Genomic DNA, 17825 nt, shown 5'->3' with positions numbered 1-17825 from the left:
AACGGAAACAAAAGAGTCTAGAGGATATCTGGTTCAATCTGAACCAGATATCCTCTAAAAAAAAACGGCGGGACCAAGCCCGCCGTTTTCTATTCTATTTCAGAGCTTAAGCTTCGTCGCGACGCTGGCCGCCGCCCTGACGGCGCTGACCCTGCTGGCCACCATTGCCGCCGCCGCCATTGCCGCCACGGTTGCGCCACTGGCCCTGCTTCTGGCCGGGGCGACCATTGCGGTTGCCGCGCTTGGCGACAGCAGCTTCATGGGCGGCCGTTGCAGCCGGACCCTGGCCCTTGCGATGCTGTTTCTTCTGCTGACCGTTGGCATCGACCAACAGCTCGTCACCGGCAAAGGCGCTCGGAGCAGTGCGCTCGGCGCGAGGAGCATTATCGCTGCCACCCTGAGGACGGGCGCGGCGCTGGTTGTGACCGTCGCCTGCTGGACGCTGGGCGTTGCGGGCACCATTGCCGCCACGGGCACCCTTCGGACGGGCGCGGTCGGCAGGAACTTCGCCGCTGGCAACGGCGATATCGATGTTCATCAAACGCTCGATGTCGCGCAGCAGGCGGATTTCGTCCGGGGCGCAGAAGGCAATCGCGATGCCGTCGCGACCGGCGCGGGCGGTACGGCCAATGCGGTGCACGTAGGCATCCGGAACTTCCGGCAGATCGTAGTTGTAGACGTGGGTAACACCGGGGATATCGATGCCACGGGCGGCAACGTCGGTCGCAACCAGAACGCGGATATCACCGTCGCGGAAGGCCTTTAGGGCGCGCTCGCGCTGACCCTGGCTCTTGTTGCCATGGATCGAGGCGACGGAGAAGCCGACATGCTCCAGATGCTTCATGAGCTTTTCGGCACCGTGCTTGGTGCGCGAAAACACCATGGCGCGGCCATCCGGGTTGTCGTTCATGGTCTTCTTGAGGATTTCGGTCTTCTGGCTGGCGCCGGCGACGAAGTGAACATACTGCTCGACCTTGTCGGCGGCCTTGCCCGGAGGCGAAACTTCGACGCGCTTCGGATCGCTCAGATATTCGCCGGCCAGTTCCGCGATCGCCTTCGGCATGGTGGCCGAGAAAAGCAGGGTCTGACGGTTCTTCGGAACCAGCTTGGAAATCTTGCGCAGGTCATGGATGAAGCCGAGGTCCAGCATCTGGTCGGCTTCGTCGAGCACGAGATAGCGAGCCTGGGTCAGGGTCACTGCGCGGCGGTTGACGAGGTCGAGAAGGCGGCCGGGCGTGGCAACCAGGATATCGACGCCGCGAGCAAGCTGTTCGGACTGCTTGTTGATCGATGCGCCGCCAACGACGACGGCGACCTTGATCGGGGTCTTCTTGACGAATTCCTTGAGGTTGGCAGCGATCTGGTTCACCAGTTCGCGGGTCGGGGCAAGGATGAGCGCGCGGATGTTGCGCGGATCGGGACGCTTGCCGTCGACCATCAGCTTCTCGATCATCGGCAGGCCGAAAGCGGCCGTCTTGCCGGTGCCGGTCTGGGCAAGACCGATCAGGTCATGGCCTGCCATCACGAGCGGTATCGCGCCGGCCTGGATCGGCGTCGGCGTTTCGAACCCCATGGCGGTCAGGGTCGAAAGAACGTGCTCGGAGAGGCCAAGGTCTTTAAAAGTGGTCAATGTATTACCTTTTCGGGGGCGCAAAACGGATTTCGCCGGAACTGCACCATGCGGTTCCGGTTTCGCTTCGCGTCAAGAACCCCGCGTGATTTGGGAACTTGTGGGTTGATTAAGCTGTCTGCGCTGCATCCGGCCACGTTTGGCTGGACATTCTTTGGTGCGCTTATCCTTCGTTACGGATCGGTAAAATCCCGCAGGGCTCGCTCACGCGGCGGCCGGAAGGTGACGCTGCGCCTCATGTCGTTGTTTTCAGTTCAAAAGTCAAGAGAAGCTTTTGTGCAGCTGCGAAGGGCAGCCATGCCCTCAGTGCATGACAAGTTCGAAATCGCCGCTGGCAAGGGCGTTGCCGTTGACGAGGATTTCGAGGCGGTGGGTGCCGGGGTAATATTGCCGGGTGGTGATTTCACGCAGTGCATGCCGGCGCCTCAGCATCAGCGTCTCACCCGGCGCGATCGACAGGCTTTTCCACTTGAACACCTTGGGCGCCAACGTGCCGTTGGCTTTGCGGTGATGAACGGCATAGTCGATCATTGCCTGTTGTGACGCCACACTTGTGTTTTTCAAGGTGAGGGTGAAATCGACACCATCGCCGAACAGCACTTGCGGACTGCCGATGGCAAGATCGGCATCAATGGAGTCGAGCGCGCCGAAACCAAAATTGCCGAGCGCCTTGGCGTGGCCCTTCTTCAGGAGCGTGCGCGAGGAATGGCGCAGCAGCCTCCTTCGGTCAGCGGCGGCGGCGGTGATGTGTTTCGCGACAAACTCTGCAACCAGATCGGGATGATCCTTGGCGACATCGTTGAGGCTGTTGGCAACCGAGCGGCGGACATAGTCTTCGGGGTCGTCAAGCAGGGCTTCCAGGATCGGCAGGATCGGTTGCGGATCGCGGATCAGGTGCGGCAGGCGCATTGCCCAGGGCAGGCGAGGGCGCGTACCTTCGCTGGCGAGGCGGCGGACGTGATGGTTCGGGTCGTGGACCCAGCCGCCGATTTCCGTCAAGGCACGGTCCTGATCGGCGTGGATGAAGACGCGGATGCCGAATTCTGCGGTGAAATGAGGGGTCAGTTCCTTGAGGAGGGCAAGGGATATCTCGAAGTCATCCAGCCCCCGACGCGCAATATACTGGCTCACCGGCAGCAGCATCCAGCCCGTAAGGCCGGGACGGTTCTCGCTTGGAAAGCTGGCCGACAGCAAGGCTGCCGCTTCAGCAAAATCTTCCGGCAACGTCGCCTCAAGCGCGTCGCAAATCTGCAGCGAGCGCTGCATCAGTTCGAGAATTTCGATGTTCTTCGTCGCCAGCGCAAGGAAGCGTTTCTGGTCGAAGGTGCTCGCATTGCGGCCGATATGATGGGCCATGGTCTCGACCAGGCCAGGATGGAGCAGGTTCTTCAGCGGTTCGGCCATGAGCATCCCGTGCGATTTTCAAGAACGATAAACGCTCAAGACGGCAGATGGTAGACATAAGCAGCCCCAGCTTTTCAAAATTTCCGTGACGTCACGGAACCATCGGTCTGGCCATGGCGTTGAATCCTCCACGTGCGTCGTCCAGGGGGGCGGCGGACGGACGGCGTTCGGTCGCGTAGCCGCCGGTAACGTGATGTCCGAATCCCGCAACGACAATCTGCTCGAGGAGTGAAAAATGACCACCACATGGATACTTGCCGCTGATGGAAATCAGGCTCGTCTGCTGAAGGGCGTGAATTTTCTGAAGGACGAGCCCCAGAGCCCTGAGCAGGAGATATTCCAGATAGAAACCAAGCGCGTGCAGGACATCATGGCCGACAAGCCGGGCCGTAGCCACTCTTCGAACGGACAAGGCCGCTCTGCCATGGAGTACAGCAGCGATCCCGTGCGTGAGGAACAGCAGAAGTTCACCGCCGAAGTTGCCGGCAAGATCGATGCCTATGCGCAGCAGGGGGCGTTCGATCGGCTCGTCCTTTGCGCGGCGCCGCAGACGCTGGGGGATCTTCGCACGATGCTATCGAGCGCAACGCGGCAGAAGACGACAGCCGAAATCAACAAGGATTTCAGCAAGCTGCCGACAGACAAGCTTATATCTTCCGTCCGCTCAGTAATGTTCGAACAGTAAGCATCAAAAAGTCAGGCCGGCGTTCTGCGCGGGCCTGACGACTTGAGCTTCCTAAAAATCAGTCGGCACGCCGCCTTCTATTTTACGCCGGGCGACAAAGGCATCAAGCTCTTCCTCGATAGCCGGATCGAGCGGCGGGCGCTCGTATTCGTTGAGCTTTTCCTTGAAGATACGATTGGCATGATCGTAGGTCGTGGGCCGGCCGGCCTCGGTCCATGTCTCGAAATTACGCCAGTCGGACAGGATCGGCGCATAGAAGGCCGTTTCGTAGCGGGCGAGCGTATGGGCCGTGCCGAAGAAGTGTCCGCCAGGGCCGACATCGCGGATGGCGTCGAGCCCGAGTGCATCGGCACTGACATCGAGCGGCTTCAGGAACTCTGCCACCATTTGCAGCATGTCGACATCAAGGATGAACTTCTCGAATGAAGCCGTGAGCCCGCCCTCGCTCCACCCTGCGGCGTGCATGATGAAATTGCCGCCGCCTTGGGTCAGCGCCCAGAGGGAGAGGGCAGATTCATAGGCCGCCTGTGCATCCAGGGTGTTGGAGGCGTTGGTATTGGATGTGCGGTAGGGAATGCCGTAGCGGCGGGCAAGCTGGCCGCCGGCGATGACGGCCTTCATGTATTCCGGCGTGCCGAAGGCCGGCGCACCCGTCTTCATGTCGACGTTGGAGGTGAAGCCGCCATACATGACCGGGGCGCCGCGACGGACCATCTGGGTAAAGGCGATACCGGACAGCGCTTCGGCATTCTGCTGCACCAGGGCGCCGGCAATCGTGACAGGTGCCATCGCGCCGGCAAGCGTGAAAGGGGTGACCACGACGACCTGGTTGCGTGCCGACATTTCCATGATGCCCTGCAGCATCGGGCCATCAAGCCTGAGCGGTGAAGAGGTGTTGATGATGGTGAACAGCGAGGGTTCCTGCTCGAGTTGCTCTGCAGTGATACCGCGGCCGATGCGGGCGATCTCCAGGGCATCGAGATTGCGCTGCTTGCCGAGCGAATAGGCGTGGAAGACCTTGTCGGTGAGCTTCACCATGTCCGAGAGACAATCGAGATGGCGCACCGATGCGTGGATATCGACCGGCTCGACGGGATAGCCGCCTGTCGTGTGGATGATGTCATAGGATTGAGCAAGCTTGACGAGCTTGCGATAGTCTTCCTGATTGCCGGCCCGACGGCCGCCGTCGCGGTCTGCCACGAAAGGTGCGCTGGCGATCTGGGCGAAGACGAGATTATTGCCGCCGATCTGGACGTTGCGAACTGGATTGCGGGCATGCATGGTAAAGCCGGATGGAGTGGAGGCGATCATCTCCATGATCAGCCCGCGGTCGAAGCGCACACGGTCCGTTCCAGGCGTAACCTTGGCGCCGGCCGCCTTCATCAGGCTGCGCGCTTCCGGCAGGATGACGTCCATGCCGATCTCTTCGAGCACGGTCAGAGATGCCTGATGAATGGCTTCGATCGTCTCTTCATCGACGACCTTGGTTTTTTCTATCGAGTTGACCAGATTGAGATATTTCGAACCGCCAAGGCTTTTGCGGGAGCGTTCCGCTCCCCTTCCTCCGGTTCGGCGACGACGCTCCAGGGGTGCATCTGTTTCGCTGAGGGAAGGCGGCGTTACCTGGTTGTCGCTCATGGCTTTTCCATCGGTTAGGGTCGCCGCCAAACTGCCTCGACCGTGAAAAAAATGCGCTTCCATTTGCGACGCCAAGCTTCCTAGACAGAAAACTGGCTTTGGATTCAGCCCTGTCTGGCGCCGCAAAGCATCTCGCGTTTGCCGGCAAAACCCTTGCGGCGCTCGACGGAAAAACCCGCCGCCTGCAGGTTGCGTCGTACGAAACCGGCGGCGGCATAGGTGGCAAAGCTGCCCTGGTTTACCGTGTGATCGTAGATGCGCTGCATCAGCGAAGCCGACCACATGTCGGGGTTTCGCGAGGGCGTAAACCCATCGAGATACCAGGCGTCGAAGAGGTCTTCGAAGCGCCCTATCTCATCGAAGGCAGTGCCACAGACCACAGTCAGCCGCACATGATCATCGATGTCCAGCACCACGCGGCCAGATGGGGTGTCGGGCCAGACGGCGCGAAGCGCCGATCGTTCGCGTTCAATTTCGGGCCAATGCGAGAGCGCCCGGTCTATGTCTGCCCGCTGCAGGGGAAAGCGTTCGAAGGAAATGAAGTCGAGCCGTTGTCCTGCCGTTGCAACATCGCGGAACTGTCGCCACGTCTCGCAGAAATTCAGCCCGGTGCCGAAGCCCAGTTCGCCGATCGTGAAGGAAGACGCCTGTTTGAACCGTTCTGGGAGGCTGTTGCCTGCCAGGAAGACGTGACCGCATTCCAGGCGTCCGTCGGTGCGGCAATAAAAGTGATCGCCAAATTCCTGCGAATAGGGCATATCGCCCTCATCCCATGTCACGGTCTGGCGATCGGGAGCAACGCTTGTTTCCTCGCGTGGGGACAGGTTGTTTTCCTGGGAGTTTTCGGTCATTGGCGAAGCGTTAATCCGGGCAGGCGGGAAGGTCAATCGATGACGGATCTGTTGATCGTCGGCGGCGGTATCATGGGGCTTTGGGCCGGCGTAAAGGCGGCGAAAGAGGGGCTCCGCGTTCATATCGTCGAGCGTGACCGGATAGGTTCCGGCGCGAGCGGCGGGCTGGTCGGCGCTTTGATGCCACATATGCCTGACCGCTGGAACCCCAAGAAGCAGTTTCAGTATGATGCGCTCGTTGCGCTGGAAATGGACGTTGCCGGGCTGGAAGCGGAGACCGGTCTTTCCGCCGGCTATCGCCGCAGCGGACGCATCATGCCGCTGGCCAAGCCTCATCTTCGGGAAATAGCGCTGCGGCACGAACAAGAGGCCTTGGTAAACTGGCATCAGGGTGGGCGGGAATTCTTCTGGAACGTGGAGGAACAGTCATCCCTTTCAGGATGGCCCGCGGACGAGTTTATCTCCTCCGGTGTTGTCCTCGACACGCTTGCTGCCCGCGTGGCGCCGCGCGCACTGCTTGCTCTTCTGGCAACATGGCTGCGGCGACAGGAGAACGTCGTCCTTGAGGAAGGATGCGGGGTCGCACATCTCGACCTGCAGGCGGGAAAGGCCGAGATATCCGATGGTCGTCAGTTATCCTTCGACCGCTGTATCGCTGCCGAAGGCGTGGCGACATTCGGCTTTCTGGACACTCTCTCGCTATCCGCGTCTTCCAAGCCGATCGGCGTCGCTGTCAAAGGGCAGGCGGCACTCCTGGATGCTGGTATAGACCCAACACTACCCGTCATTTTCAACGACGGGCTTTATATCATCCCGCACGAAGACGGGCGGGTCGCGATCGGCAGCACCAGCGAGGACCACTTCGGGCAGCCCTTTTCCACGGACGAACAACTGGATGCATTAATTGCACGTGCACGGCGTTTTGCGCCCCGCCTCGAAAACGCACCCGTCATCGAGCGGTGGGCGGGATTGAGGCCAAAAGCCATCGGCCGCGATCCGATCGCCGGTCAACACCCTGACCACACTCGGCTGTTTGTGCTGGGAGGAGGGTTCAAGATCAGTTTCGGGATCGCGCATACCTTGGCAGCGGCCGTAGTCGCGGGTTTGTTGGGGAGAGACGTGCAATTGCCGCCATCTTTTACGGTCGATCATCATCTGCGTCTGCAGCGGCAGCCATAGGCCCAAAAAGAAGACCCCGCACGGGACGGGGTCTTCTCTGCTCGTTCGGACGTTGCGCGCGCCACGTCAGGCGAGCCAAACCGGATTACATCCAGTACGGCGGTACGCCGTAATAATCATAGACGCGACGGCCGTTCTCACGGTTCCAGTCGTATTCTTCGTCACTCTGATACTTCGGTGCGCTTTCAACCTGATCGCGGGTCACGTCTGTGCGATAACCGCCGAGGTTTTCGTCGTAGGACAACTTTGCCCACGGAAGCGGATAATGGTCTTCGCCAAGTCCCAGGAAGCCGCCGAAAGCGAGAACGGCATAGGAAACGCGGCCGCTGCGTTTTTCGAGGATAACCCGCTCGATGGTGCCGATATGCTTACCGTCGGCGCCATAGACGCGGGTACCTTCAACCTTGTCGCTGGCAATCAGGTCGTGGGTTTCGCGAATGCTGGCATCCTTGCGGGTCGTCTGAAATTCAGGGCTCTGGTAGCTCATGATGTTTCTCCCAATTTTGTTGTGTCCGGGTAGTAAACGGCCGAGTAACCCGATGGTTCCATTGTTTTTCCCCAACTTTTTATTGTAAATGTATTTCCCTTGTCCCACTCTTTCGTCGGGTTTGGAATGAACAAAACGCGCGGTTTTGTCATCCTGTCACGAAGATCGCTTATTTGCTGGAGCAGTTATACGAATCAGGAAACTGCAGATGCGGTACGCGATCTACTACACGCCATCGATGCACGATCCGCTCTCGGTGGCGGCTGCAAGCTGGCTGGGGCGGAACGTCTACTCAGGTGAGGCCTGCGAGCCCCCGTCCATCCCCGGCTTCAGCCGGCAGGAGGTCGCCTTTCACACGGCGGTTCCGCGCCGTTATGGTTTTCACGGTACCATCAAGGCACCTTTCAGGCTGCATCCTGACGAGACCGAGGCAAGCCTTCTGAAGTTCATGATGCAGTTCGCAAGCGCTGCCATGCCGTTCGAAATCCCGCGACTGGAAGTCTCTCGCCTGGGTTCCTTTTACGGTTTGATGTCGGCTTCGGAATGCGCCGAAATGAACTATTTCGCGGCTTCGGTGGTGGAAGCCTTCGACCGCTTTCGTGCACCGCTGTCCGAGGCGGAAATCGACCGACGTGACTCGGATTCGCTGACGGCGCCGCAATTCGCCAATCTGCATCGCTGGGGCTTTCCCTATGTGATGGATGAGTTCCGATTCCACATGATGCTCACCGGCGCGCTGCATTCCAATCTGAGAGATCGTTTCGAAAAAGCCCTGCGCGAGTATTTCGGGCATTTCCTTTCCGAGCCGATAAAAGTCGCTAGCCTTGCCTTGTTCATCGAGCCTGAGCCGGGCGCGCCGTTGCGCGTGCATTCCCAGCATCCGCTCGGTAAACTTTCGGCGCATCGCCCTTCTCTTCGCCGGAAAGGGCAGGATGACAACACGCCGAATCCTGCTACGGAGCAACTGGCAGCACTCGCGATGCGTCTCCAGGCTGGCTAAAGGCACGTGGCGGCCGCCGGGATGACTGCCGCTTTCGCCTTCGGATAACCGTCATTTTCATCTCGACTTTCCGGTTTCGGATGCTACCGTTCCGGCGAAATCGAAGGGTGAATTGATGGTAGAAAAAGCTTATCCGCGCGATCTCGTCGGCTATGGACGCAACCTTCCCAACGTGCGCTGGCCGGGCGATGCGAACATCGCCGTGCAATTTGTGGTGAACTACGAAGAGGGCGGCGAAAGCTCGATCATGGACGGCGAAAGAGGCTCCGAAGCCTTGCTGTCGGAGATCGTTGGCGCGCAGTCCTGGCCGGGCCAGCGCAATCTCAACATGGAATCGATCTACGAATATGGCTCGCGCGCCGGTTTCTGGCGGCTTTGGCGCATGTTTACCAGCCGCAAGGTCGATGTGACCGTCTATGGCGTGACGCTGGCAATGGCGCGTAACCCGGAGGCCGTCGCGGCCATGAAGGAAGCCGGGTGGGAAATCGCCAGCCACGGCTATCGCTGGCTGGAATACAAGGATTTTCCGGAAGAGGAAGAGCGCAGGCACGTCCTCGAAGCCGTGCGGCTCCACAAGGAGCTGACCGGATCGCACCCGCTCGGTATGTATCAGGGCAAGCCGTCCGACAACACGCTGAAGCTGGTGCTGGAGGAGGGCGGCTTCCTCTATTCCAGCGACAGCTATGCCGACGACCTGCCCTACTGGGTGCCGGGCCTGACGCCCGACAAGCCACATCTGATCATCCCATATACGCTGGATGCCAACGATATGCGCTTTGCCACGCCGCAGGGCTTCAATTCCGGCGACCAGTTCTTCACCTATCTCAAGGATACGTTCGATGTGCTCTATGCTGAAGGCGCCGAGGGCAGTCCGAAGATGATGAACGTCGGGCTGCACTGCCGCCTCGTCGGCCGTCCCGGTCGTGCCGCGGCGCTCGCGCGCTTCGTCGACTATGTGCTGGGGCACGACAAGGTCTGGATCCCCAAGCGCATCGATATCGCCCGCCACTGGTATGAGCATCACAAGCCGGAAGGTGCACTCTGATGGCCGGAAAACAGGAATTCGTGGCTCGTTTCGGTGGCATCTTCGAGCATTCCCCGTGGGTCGCCGAGCGCGCCTATGATGCGCGGCCGCAGATGCCGATCACGGCGGAAGATGTGCATGCCGGCATGGTCGTCGCCTTCCGAAACGCGACGGAGACCGAACGGCTGGACGTGTTGCGCGCCCATCCCGATCTCGCCGGCAAGCTCGCCTTGGCGGGCAATCTGACCGAGGATTCGAAGGCCGAGCAGGCATCCGCTGGTCTCGACCGGTTAAGTGCGGCTGAGCATGCCCGCTTCACCGAGCTCAATTCGGCCTATGTGGAGAAATTCGGTTTTCCCTTCATCATCGCCGTCAAGGGGCTGACGAAGGACAACATTCTTGAAGCCTTCGAGAGCCGTATCGGTAATACGCCGCAGCAGGAACTGGAGACGGCAGCAGCGCAGGTGGAGAAGATTGCGTGGCTGCGGCTGCAGGCGCTGCTGCCGGGAGACGCCGATGTCTGAGGTCGCCTTTTTTGCCGTTGGGGTTCGAACCTGATGGCGCGTCCGCTTGTCATAGAGCCGCTGACGAAAGCTGCTTTTGCACCGTTCGGCACCATCATCGAGGCTGATCCTTCGTCGGTGCGGCTGATCAACGGCGGCACGACGGAACGTTTCCATGCGCTTGCCCGTGCCGATGTTGTGGGTGACGGCGCCTCCGTCATCATCAATCTGTTTCGTGGCCAGCCGCGCAGCTTTCCCTATGTTGTCGACATGGTTGAACGTCATCCTCTCGGCTCGCAGAGCTTTTCACCGCTCAGTGGCCACAACTGGCTCGCCGTCGTCGCCCCGGACGAGGACGGACGGCCGGGAGTGCCGCGCGTGTTTCGGGTGAGCGGATCGCGGGGGCTGAACTACGGCCGCAATGTCTGGCACCATCCACTGATCGCAGTCGGTGCTGTCTGCGATTTTCTCGTGGTCGATCGCGAGGGGCCGGGCAACAATCTGGTGGAGTTCTTCTACGAAGAACCCTTTGTCATCGAAAGCGCTGGCAACAGTGACGGAGCATCGAAACCATGATCAAATCCGGCCGCCTAACCACCCATGTCCTTGATACAGCTCTCGGTAAACCGGCTGAGGGACTTAAAATCGACCTTTATCGTATCGACGGCGAGCGGAAGACTTTACTGCGCACGGTCTCTACCAACAGCGACGGCCGCGTCGATGGCCCGATGTTGGAAGGCGAGGCCTTTGCCGCCGGAACCTACGAGCTTCTGTTCCATGCGGGAGATTACTTGCGGGCAAGTGGCGCTGCGTTGGCGGAACCCGCCTTTCTCGACTTGATCCCCCTGCGCTTCGGTATCGCAGATGCGGCCAGCCATTATCATGTGCCGCTGCTGTTCTCGCCGTTCAGCTATTCGACTTATCGGGGGAGTTGAACGAATTCTTGACATTTGAAAGGACTTGTACGATTTGTTGTACAGATAGTTGAGTTGCGAGGTTACTATTCGCACTATTATGTTTTCCAAAGCCCGCGAAGAACTTGCGGGACTTCTGGATGAAGTAAGCCAGGATCGCGTTGCTGTCGAAATTGTCCGACGCAACAAACCCTCGGCGATCCTGATCGACAAGGATGAATATGAGGGCATGCTGGAAACGCTGCATCTCATGTCGTCGCCTGCCAATGCCAAGCGTCTCATGGGTGCTATCGCAGACGTAGAGGCAGGAAGGAACCTGGTTCACCACGGTCTTATTGAAGACTGAAGATGCTGCTCATATGGCATCAGGCTGCTTGGGACGACTACGTCTACTGGCAGCAAACTGACCGGGCGGCGCAACTGCGGGTCAATGAGCTTATCAAGGACATTCTGCCCCATCCCTTTGAAGGGCTCGGTAAGCCTGAGCCACTTCGTCAGAACTTCAAAGGCTATTGGTCCCGGCGTATAACGCGGGAGCATAGGTTGATTTACATTGTTTCCGGCAAGGGTGAGGAGCAGTCAGTGACCATCACCCAATGCCGCTTCCTCTACTGATCACTCCGCAATCACGCTCGCATCGATATCCCTGATATCGCGCTTGCCGCAGAGCGCCATGGTGATGTCCAGCTCCTTGCGGATGATCTCGAGTGTCAGTTTGACGCCCCCTTTCCCGCCGGCGCCGAGGCCGTAGAGGAAGGGGCGGCCGATATAGGTTCCCTGAGCGCCGAGGGCGACCGCCTTCAGGACGTCCTGGCCAGAGCGGATGCCGCCGTCCAGATGCACTTCCATCATGCCGCCGACTGCATCGACGATCCTTGGCAGCATGCTGATCGAGGATGGGGCGCCGTCGAGCTGGCGACCGCCGTGATTGGAGACGATAATCGCATCGGCGCCGGTGCGGGCTGCCATCTTCGCGTCCTCGACATCGAGAATGCCCTTGAGGATCAGTGGGCCGCCCCACATTTCCTTGATCTCCGCGACATTTTCCCAGGACAGTTGCGGATCGAACTGCTCGGCCGTCCAGGCGGACAGCGACGAGAGATCGGAAACGTTCTTGGCATGGCCGACGATGTTGCCGAAGCTGCGGCGCTTGGTTTGCAGCATCTGCATGCACCAGAGCGGCCGGGTTGCCATCTGCCAGATATGTTTTGGGGTGAACTTTGGCGGGGCGGAGAGGCCGTTGCGCAAGTCCTTGTGGCGCTGGCCGAGGATTTGCAGATCAAGCGTCAGGACCAGCGCCGAGCACTTGGCCGCCTTGGCGCGGTCGATCAGGTTCTTCACGAAATCCCGGTCGCGCATGACGTAGAGCTGGAACCAGAAGGGTTTCTTGGTCACCGAGGCGACGTCCTCGATCGAGCAGATGCTCATGGTCGAGAGCGTGAAGGGAACACCGAATTCCTCGGCCGCCTGCGCCGCCAGCATTTCGCCGTCTGCATGCTGCATGCCGGTGAGGCCGGTCGGGGACAGCGCCACGGGCATCGATACGGTCTGGCCGATCATCGTCGTTTCCAGCGAGCGGTTGGTCATGTCGACCAGCACGCGCTGGCGCAGCTTCACCTTCTTGAAATCCTCCTCGTTGGCCCGGTAGGTGCCTTCTGTCCAGGCGCCGCTGTCGGCATAGTCGAAGAACATCTTTGGCACACGACGCTTGGCGATGGCTTTGAGGTCGGCGATTTCGAGAGGCGTGGACATGGCGGAACCCTTGAACGTGTTGCCTGGCAATATCACGTTCCGGCTTGGCTTGTTAAGCCGGGAATCAGAAAGAGGTAAAATTATTTTACCTCTTTCCCTTTCATGAGCGCAAACCGGACTTCGAAGCGATGCCGGCCACATACGTTTCCACAACAACGCGATCGTCGCCCATTGTCTGCAGCAGAAAAAGCTCTTCGGCGAGCGAATTTACCACTTCCGCCTTCAACGCCATGGCCGGTGTTGCTGCCATGTTCAATACGATAAAATCGGCGTCGGTGCCGGCGTCCAGCGTGCCGATCTTGTGCGCGAGCGACAATGCCTCCGCGTTTCCGAGCGTCATGTGGTAATAGCTGTCAAACGGGTTGAGGCGTTCGCCCAGCAATTGCTGGATCTTGTAGGCCTCGTCCATCGTCTTCAGCATCGAATAGCTGGTGCCACCGCCGACATCGGTTGCGACCGAGACTCGCACCGGCTTTTCCCGCCGCATCAGCGCCTTCAACGGAAACAGGCCGGAACCGAGGAAGAGGTTGGATGTCGGGCAATGCACGGCAATCGCGCCAGCCTCGCTCATCGCATCCATCTCGCGCTCTGACAGATGGATACAGTGGCCGAAAAGAGATTTCGGCCCGAGCAGGCCATAGCGGACGTAGATATCGGTGTAATCGGCTGCTTCGGGATAGAGCGAGCAGGTGAAATCGATCTCGTCCCGGTTTTCCGAAAGGTGGGTCTGGATGTGCAGGTCCGGGAACTCGCGGGCGAGCGCCTGCGCGGCCGACATCTGCTCCGGCGTTGAAGTGATGGCGAATCGGGGGGTGATGGCGACGTGGTTGCGGCCCTTGCCGTGCCAGTCCGCGATGACAGCCCGGGTCTCGTCATAGCCCATTTCAGCTGTGTCGAGCAGGCCCTGCGGCGCGTTGCGATCCATCATCACCTTGCCGCCGACCGTGCGCATGTTGCGCTTCAACGCTTCAGCAAAATAGGCGTCGGCGGAGGTCTTGTGGACGGAGCAATAGGCGACGGCCGTGGTGGTGCCGTGGCGGATCATCTCATCGTAGAAATGCCCGGCAATACGTTGCGCATGCGCGGTTTCAACGAAGCGGCATTCCTCTGGAAAGGTGTAGGTGTTCAGCCATTCCAAGAGGTTTGCGGCGTAAGAACCGATCACCTGCATCTGTGGAAAATGCACGTGGGTATCGATGAAGCCCGGCACGATCAGATGCGGGCGATGGTCGATTTCGATGACATCGGCGGGCGCATTTTCGCGGACGGCGGCGTAGGGGCCGCTTGCGAGGATGATGCCATCGGCAACCAGCAGCGCGCCGTCGCTTTCGTAGCGATAGGCACCTGTGTCGTCCATGGAGAGCGGTGCGCGCGAAAAGCTCAGCGTGCGGGCGCGGACCAGCGTCGTCGTCATTCCGTCTTGCCTTCCGTGGTGGCGCTTTCGAACCATGCCGTGAGAAGGGCGCGCTCGTCCTTGGTCATATCGGTGATGTTGCCGGGCGGCATGGCGTGGCTGCGGCCGGCCTGGATGTAGATTTCGCGCGCATGGGCGGCGATCTCGCCGTCGGTTTCCAGCATCACGCCTTTGGGTGGTCGCACGATGCCTTCATAGACGGGCTCTGCCGCATGGCACATGCTGCAGCGGGTTGAGATCGTGTCCTTCACGGCCGAAAAATGCGCATTGGAGGCGAATTGCTGGAAGGCCGGGGAGACCGCGGCATTGTCCTCTCCCGATATCAGCTTCGGCACGGTCGAAAGCCACATGATCAGGATGAAGATCAGCAGCGTCACCAGCCAGGTCCAGGTCGGGCGACCCTTGCGCGCATGCGTGGTATTGAACCAGTGGCGGATGGTGACGCCCATCAGGAAGACGAGGGCGGCGATGACCCAGTTATAGGCCGTGGCGAAGGCCAGCGGATAATGGTTCGACAGCATGAACAAGATGACGGGCAGCGTCAGGTAGTTGTTGTGCAGCGAGCGCTGCTTGGCGATGGCGCCGTATTTCGGGTCCGGCGTGCGCCCGGCGATCAGGTCGGCGACGACGATGCGCTGGTTCGGCATGATGATGAAGAACACATTGGCCGACATGATCGTCGCGGTGAAGGCGCCGAGATGCAGGAAAGCGGCACGGCCGGTAAAGACCTGCGTGTAGCCCCAGGCCATGGCGACGAGCGCCACGTAGAGGATGCCCATCAGCGTCCAGGTGTTCTTGCCGAGCGGCGATTTGCACAGCAGGTCGTAGAAAATCCAGCCGATGGCGAGCGAGCCCATGGAAATGAGGATTGCCTGCGTCGAGGTGATGTCGAGGACGTGGCGGTCGACAAGGAAGAGGTCTGCGCCACCGTAATAGACCAGACACAGCATGGCGAAGCCGGAAAGCCAGGTGGTGTAGGCTTCCCATTTGAACCAGGTCAGGTGTTCCGGCATGGAGGCCGGTGCCACAAGGTATTTCTGGACGTGATAGAAGCCCCCACCGTGAACTTGCCATTCTTCGCCATAGGCGCCAGCCGGCAGGCCGGGGCGTTTCACGAGGCCGAGGTCAAGCGCGATGAAATAGAAGGATGAGCCGATCCAGGCGATGGCGGTGATCACATGCAGCCAGCGGACGGCAAAGGCCAGCCATTCCCAGGCAATGGCGTATTCGTACATTCAGTTCCCCTTTCATCCTCCGCATGGCCACATTGCGAAAATTTTGCCCGTGAGGGAAGGCCAATTCCGGCCCGGTGGTAGCAGTGCGCAGCGATTATTTCATTCTTCCGCCGATGGAAATTCGCTCAGCATCCAATCTTTGAACGCGCGGATTTTTGGCACGTGCCTCCGGGTTTCGAGATAGACCAGCCAGTAGTCGCGTCCGTCGTTACAGGTCAAGGAAAAGGGCTGGTAGAGCCTGCCGCTTTCTACTTCTTCCTGAAAATGCTGGGGATTCAGGATGGCGACCCCCTGGCCGGCGATCGCCATGCCGGCATCGAAAGACTGGGTGCCGAGTTCGTTGGGCGGAAAACGCTTGAGATTCGGGTTTTTCACGCCTGCGGCGGTGAACCACTGCTCCCACCAGACATCGCCGGCGCTGATGATGGAGAGTTTCAGGAGGTCGGCCGGTTCGCGGATGCCGCCGACCTGCTCGGCCAGCTTCGGGCTCAGCATGGGCGCGAAATCCATGCGCATGATGCGGTGCGCCTTCAACCCCGGCCAGAGGCCGCGGCCGTAGCGGATGGCGACATCTGCCTGCGTGCTGGCAAAATCATTGACGACGGGGGAGGTCGAAAGCCGAACCGCGATGTTCGGGTGGCGAAGCTGGAAGGAGCCGAGGTAGCGCGTCAGCCATTGCTGGGCGAAGGTCGCGGTCGAATCGAGATGCAGCATCTGGCCGGTTTCGTCGCTGACCGATGCCATCGCTTCCGCCAGCACTGCAAACCCCTGAGTGACCTTCGGTGCCAGTCGTTCGCCTGCCTCCGTCAGTGAAATCTGCCGGGGGCGCCGGAGAAACAGCGGTTCGCCGATATGATCCTCCAGGAGTTTGATCTGGTAGCTGACCGCCGTCTGCGTCATGCCGAGTTCTTCGCCGGCTCTGGTGAAACTCATCAGGCGCGCCGCTGCTTCGAATACGCGCAGCGCATTGAGCGGCATCTGTCGAGACAGTTTCATGGATAAGTTCTCTTGATGCAATGCGCGTGAAGTTCGATTGGAATGTCAGCACGTTTGGCGGCAAGCTGCAACCACATTCAATATGGAAATCAGGTCTCGTCATGACATTTCAAGTCTTTGAAAAACATGAACTCTACATGCCATCCTGGCCGCAGCGCCTGTGGCGTGCCGCCGGCAATTTTCTGGTATGCATCCGCGCGGACAGCGCCTCGATCGATCTCGACGTTACCCCGGATTACATCAAGCGGGACCTGGGTTTTCTTGAAGGACGGGAACCTCGTCAGGAGTGCGAACTGACGCGGTAGTTGCTGATGCGGGTGATGATTTCCGCGGCTGTGAGAGCCGCGATCACCGCCGGGCGCTTGTCGGGAACGGCGGTGCCGCCGATGGGAAGCGTCAGGCGGGCCAGTTCCGCGTCGCTCATTCCTTCCCGGCGCCCCCAGCTTGAAAAGGTCGCTCGCTTCGTCTTCGAGCCGATCATGCCGACATAGGCAAGATCGTTTCGTGCAAGGGCCTCTTTTGCGACCAGGAAATCCAATGCGTGGTCGTGGGTCAGGATCACGATCGCGCCGCCCGGCGCGACATCCTTCACCATCGCTTCCGGCATGGCGACGAGACGATGATGCGCACCGGCGGACATCTGTGCCAGTTCCGTTTCCCGCGTCTCCACCGCGTAGGTTTTCAGGGGCAATAGAAGCAGTGCATCGGCAAGCGCGCGGCCGACATGGCCGGCACCGAACAGCCAAACTTCCGGAAAGCCGTTTCGTCGTTCCTCGATCAGCCGGTGAAGATCGGCGCGAGCGGCATCATCGCAGATGCGCAAGCCGATGATGACGCGACCGCCGCAGCACTGGCCGATATCAGGCCCAAGCGGAATATCCATGGTGAGGGTATCGCTGACACCGGCGAGGAAGGCGCGGGCATTGTCTATCGCCATATGCTCCATCTGACCGCCTCCGATGGTGCCGTGCAGATCGGTCGGCGAGACCAGCATGATCGCGCCTGCTTCCCGCGGCGTCGAGCCCCGCGCGTCGAGGATTTCGACGATGACGAGCTTGAACTCGCGGTCGAGAAAGGCGTCCAGACTTTGGGCTGCGAAGTTCATCGTCTGAA

At 60.0% G+C, this 17825-nt stretch carries 20 protein-coding genes; 10 read left to right on the top strand and 10 right to left on the bottom strand.

Going from position 1 to position 17825, the window contains the following annotated elements:
* Window positions 1–106: 106 nt before the first annotated feature.
* Together QO002_RS17130 and QO002_RS17125 are read right to left on the bottom strand one after the other, a co-directional pair.
* Window positions 107–1630, bottom strand: a complete 1524-nt coding sequence (locus QO002_RS17130) for a DEAD/DEAH box helicase (protein ID WP_307231825.1) — start codon at window positions 1628–1630, stop codon at window positions 107–109.
* Between the two features lie 303 nt (window positions 1631–1933).
* Window positions 1934–3034 carry a DNA alkylation repair protein gene (locus tag QO002_RS17125; protein WP_307231823.1) on the bottom strand — a complete coding sequence of 367 codons (1101 nt, stop codon included), beginning with the start codon at window positions 3032–3034 and terminating at the stop codon, window positions 1934–1936.
* A gap of 235 nt (window positions 3035–3269) precedes the next feature.
* On the opposite strand from QO002_RS17125, the gene QO002_RS17120 reads away from it, so the two are divergent.
* Window positions 3270–3719 (top strand): host attachment protein, encoded by a 450-nt coding sequence (locus QO002_RS17120; protein WP_307231821.1) that lies wholly within the window; start codon window positions 3270–3272, stop codon window positions 3717–3719.
* A gap of 51 nt (window positions 3720–3770) precedes the next feature.
* Here QO002_RS17120 and QO002_RS17115 read toward each other — a convergent pair whose 3' ends face one another.
* Both QO002_RS17115 and mnmC2 read right to left on the bottom strand, forming a co-directional pair.
* Window positions 3771–5357, bottom strand: a complete 1587-nt coding sequence (locus QO002_RS17115) for a trimethylamine methyltransferase family protein (RefSeq protein ID WP_307231819.1) — start codon at window positions 5355–5357, stop codon at window positions 3771–3773.
* A gap of 104 nt (window positions 5358–5461) precedes the next feature.
* Entirely contained in the window at window positions 5462–6208 is a 747-nt protein-coding gene (mnmC2, locus tag QO002_RS17110; protein WP_307231818.1) for a tRNA (5-methylaminomethyl-2-thiouridine)(34)-methyltransferase MnmC2, read from the bottom strand.
* A gap of 39 nt (window positions 6209–6247) precedes the next feature.
* Between mnmC2 and QO002_RS17105 the strand changes: the two genes are divergently transcribed.
* Window positions 6248–7387 carry an NAD(P)/FAD-dependent oxidoreductase gene (locus QO002_RS17105; RefSeq protein ID WP_307231815.1) on the top strand — a complete coding sequence of 380 codons (1140 nt, stop codon included), beginning with the start codon at window positions 6248–6250 and terminating at the stop codon, window positions 7385–7387.
* A gap of 85 nt (window positions 7388–7472) precedes the next feature.
* Here QO002_RS17105 and QO002_RS17100 read toward each other — a convergent pair whose 3' ends face one another.
* The gene (locus tag QO002_RS17100; RefSeq protein ID WP_307231813.1) at window positions 7473–7874 is read right to left on the bottom strand and encodes a PRC-barrel domain-containing protein; all 402 of its coding nucleotides are present in this window, start codon (window positions 7872–7874) and stop codon (window positions 7473–7475) included.
* A 208-nt stretch (window positions 7875–8082) separates the two neighbouring features.
* Between QO002_RS17100 and QO002_RS17095 the strand changes: the two genes are divergently transcribed.
* The 7 genes from QO002_RS17095 (at window position 8083) to QO002_RS17065 (ending at window position 11930) form a co-directional block, all read left to right on the top strand.
* On the top strand, window positions 8083–8874 hold the full coding sequence (locus tag QO002_RS17095; protein ID WP_307231811.1) for a DUF1045 domain-containing protein: 792 nt from the start codon (window positions 8083–8085) through the stop codon (window positions 8872–8874).
* Window positions 8875–8989: 115 nt separating this feature from the next.
* Window positions 8990–9919 (top strand): allantoinase PuuE, encoded by a 930-nt coding sequence (puuE, locus tag QO002_RS17090; RefSeq protein WP_307231809.1) that lies wholly within the window; start codon window positions 8990–8992, stop codon window positions 9917–9919.
* Window positions 9919–10422, top strand: a complete 504-nt coding sequence (gene uraD, locus QO002_RS17085; RefSeq protein WP_307231807.1) for a 2-oxo-4-hydroxy-4-carboxy-5-ureidoimidazoline decarboxylase — start codon at window positions 9919–9921, stop codon at window positions 10420–10422. The genes puuE and uraD overlap by 1 nt, the downstream gene beginning before the upstream one ends.
* Before the next feature lie 33 nt (window positions 10423–10455).
* Complete coding sequence (locus QO002_RS17080; protein ID WP_307231805.1) at window positions 10456–10977, top strand: ureidoglycolate lyase; 522 nt, start codon at window positions 10456–10458, stop codon at window positions 10975–10977.
* Complete coding sequence (gene uraH / locus QO002_RS17075) at window positions 10974–11336, top strand: hydroxyisourate hydrolase (protein WP_307231801.1); 363 nt, start codon at window positions 10974–10976, stop codon at window positions 11334–11336. Before QO002_RS17080 ends, uraH begins: the two co-directional genes overlap by 4 nt.
* Window positions 11337–11415: 79 nt before the next feature.
* Complete coding sequence (locus tag QO002_RS17070) at window positions 11416–11661, top strand: type II toxin-antitoxin system Phd/YefM family antitoxin (RefSeq protein ID WP_307231799.1); 246 nt, start codon at window positions 11416–11418, stop codon at window positions 11659–11661.
* A gap of 2 nt (window positions 11662–11663) precedes the next feature.
* Complete coding sequence (locus QO002_RS17065; protein ID WP_307231797.1) at window positions 11664–11930, top strand: Txe/YoeB family addiction module toxin; 267 nt, start codon at window positions 11664–11666, stop codon at window positions 11928–11930.
* Here the strand turns inward: QO002_RS17065 and QO002_RS17060 are convergent, their stop codons facing one another.
* The 4 genes from QO002_RS17060 to QO002_RS17045 form a co-directional block, all read right to left on the bottom strand.
* Window positions 11931–13067, bottom strand: coding sequence for an alpha-hydroxy acid oxidase (locus tag QO002_RS17060; protein ID WP_307231795.1), 1137 nt, complete (start codon window positions 13065–13067; stop codon window positions 11931–11933).
* Between the two features lie 100 nt (window positions 13068–13167).
* Window positions 13168–14481: a guanine deaminase gene (guaD, locus tag QO002_RS17055; protein WP_307231793.1), complete on the bottom strand. Its 1314-nt coding sequence runs from the start codon at window positions 14479–14481 to the stop codon at window positions 13168–13170.
* Window positions 14478–15716: a urate hydroxylase PuuD gene (gene puuD, locus QO002_RS17050; protein ID WP_307231791.1), complete on the bottom strand. Its 1239-nt coding sequence runs from the start codon at window positions 15714–15716 to the stop codon at window positions 14478–14480. The genes guaD and puuD overlap by 4 nt, the downstream gene beginning before the upstream one ends.
* Before the next feature lie 99 nt (window positions 15717–15815).
* Window positions 15816–16712 (bottom strand): LysR substrate-binding domain-containing protein, encoded by an 897-nt coding sequence (locus QO002_RS17045; protein WP_307231789.1) that lies wholly within the window; start codon window positions 16710–16712, stop codon window positions 15816–15818.
* Between the two features lie 26 nt (window positions 16713–16738).
* On the opposite strand from QO002_RS17045, the gene QO002_RS17040 reads away from it, so the two are divergent.
* Window positions 16739–17017: a hypothetical protein gene (locus QO002_RS17040; RefSeq protein ID WP_307231787.1), complete on the top strand. Its 279-nt coding sequence runs from the start codon at window positions 16739–16741 to the stop codon at window positions 17015–17017.
* Here QO002_RS17040 and xdhC read toward each other — a convergent pair.
* The gene (gene xdhC / locus QO002_RS17035; protein WP_307231785.1) at window positions 16993–17817 is read right to left on the bottom strand and encodes a xanthine dehydrogenase accessory protein XdhC; all 825 of its coding nucleotides are present in this window, start codon (window positions 17815–17817) and stop codon (window positions 16993–16995) included. The genes QO002_RS17040 and xdhC overlap by 25 nt on opposite strands.
* Window positions 17818–17825: the final 8 nt, after the last annotated feature.

Source organism: Pararhizobium capsulatum DSM 1112, assembly GCF_030814475.1.
Taxonomy (GTDB): Bacteria; Pseudomonadota; Alphaproteobacteria; order Rhizobiales; family Rhizobiaceae; genus Pararhizobium; species Pararhizobium capsulatum.
The sequence above is the reverse complement of the archived record's forward strand: the minus strand, read 5'-3'. Positions and strand labels throughout refer to the sequence as shown.

What these genes read in the sequence shown, in the direction of transcription:
- QO002_RS17125 (WP_307231823.1), bottom strand. Translation starts at nt 3,034, where the DNA reads ATGGCCGAACCGCTGAAGAACCTGCTCCATCCTGGCCTGGTCGAGACC.
- QO002_RS17120 (WP_307231821.1), top strand. Translation starts at nt 3,270, where the DNA reads ATGACCACCACATGGATACTTGCCGCTGATGGAAATCAGGCTCGTCTG.
- QO002_RS17115 (WP_307231819.1), bottom strand. Translation starts at nt 5,357, where the DNA reads ATGAGCGACAACCAGGTAACGCCGCCTTCCCTCAGCGAAACAGATGCA.
- mnmC2 (WP_307231818.1), bottom strand. Translation starts at nt 6,208, where the DNA reads ATGACCGAAAACTCCCAGGAAAACAACCTGTCCCCACGCGAGGAAACA.
- QO002_RS17105 (WP_307231815.1), top strand. Translation starts at nt 6,248, where the DNA reads ATGACGGATCTGTTGATCGTCGGCGGCGGTATCATGGGGCTTTGGGCC.
- QO002_RS17100 (WP_307231813.1), bottom strand. Translation starts at nt 7,874, where the DNA reads ATGAGCTACCAGAGCCCTGAATTTCAGACGACCCGCAAGGATGCCAGC.
- QO002_RS17095 (WP_307231811.1), top strand. Translation starts at nt 8,083, where the DNA reads ATGCGGTACGCGATCTACTACACGCCATCGATGCACGATCCGCTCTCG.
- puuE (WP_307231809.1), top strand. Translation starts at nt 8,990, where the DNA reads ATGGTAGAAAAAGCTTATCCGCGCGATCTCGTCGGCTATGGACGCAAC.
- uraD (WP_307231807.1), top strand. Translation starts at nt 9,919, where the DNA reads ATGGCCGGAAAACAGGAATTCGTGGCTCGTTTCGGTGGCATCTTCGAG.
- QO002_RS17080 (WP_307231805.1), top strand. Translation starts at nt 10,456, where the DNA reads ATGGCGCGTCCGCTTGTCATAGAGCCGCTGACGAAAGCTGCTTTTGCA.
- uraH (WP_307231801.1), top strand. Translation starts at nt 10,974, where the DNA reads ATGATCAAATCCGGCCGCCTAACCACCCATGTCCTTGATACAGCTCTC.
- QO002_RS17070 (WP_307231799.1), top strand. Translation starts at nt 11,416, where the DNA reads ATGTTTTCCAAAGCCCGCGAAGAACTTGCGGGACTTCTGGATGAAGTA.
- QO002_RS17065 (WP_307231797.1), top strand. Translation starts at nt 11,664, where the DNA reads ATGCTGCTCATATGGCATCAGGCTGCTTGGGACGACTACGTCTACTGG.
- QO002_RS17060 (WP_307231795.1), bottom strand. Translation starts at nt 13,067, where the DNA reads ATGTCCACGCCTCTCGAAATCGCCGACCTCAAAGCCATCGCCAAGCGT.
- guaD (WP_307231793.1), bottom strand. Translation starts at nt 14,481, where the DNA reads ATGACGACGACGCTGGTCCGCGCCCGCACGCTGAGCTTTTCGCGCGCA.
- puuD (WP_307231791.1), bottom strand. Translation starts at nt 15,716, where the DNA reads ATGTACGAATACGCCATTGCCTGGGAATGGCTGGCCTTTGCCGTCCGC.
- QO002_RS17045 (WP_307231789.1), bottom strand. Translation starts at nt 16,712, where the DNA reads ATGAAACTGTCTCGACAGATGCCGCTCAATGCGCTGCGCGTATTCGAA.
- xdhC (WP_307231785.1), bottom strand. Translation starts at nt 17,817, where the DNA reads ATGAACTTCGCAGCCCAAAGTCTGGACGCCTTTCTCGACCGCGAGTTC.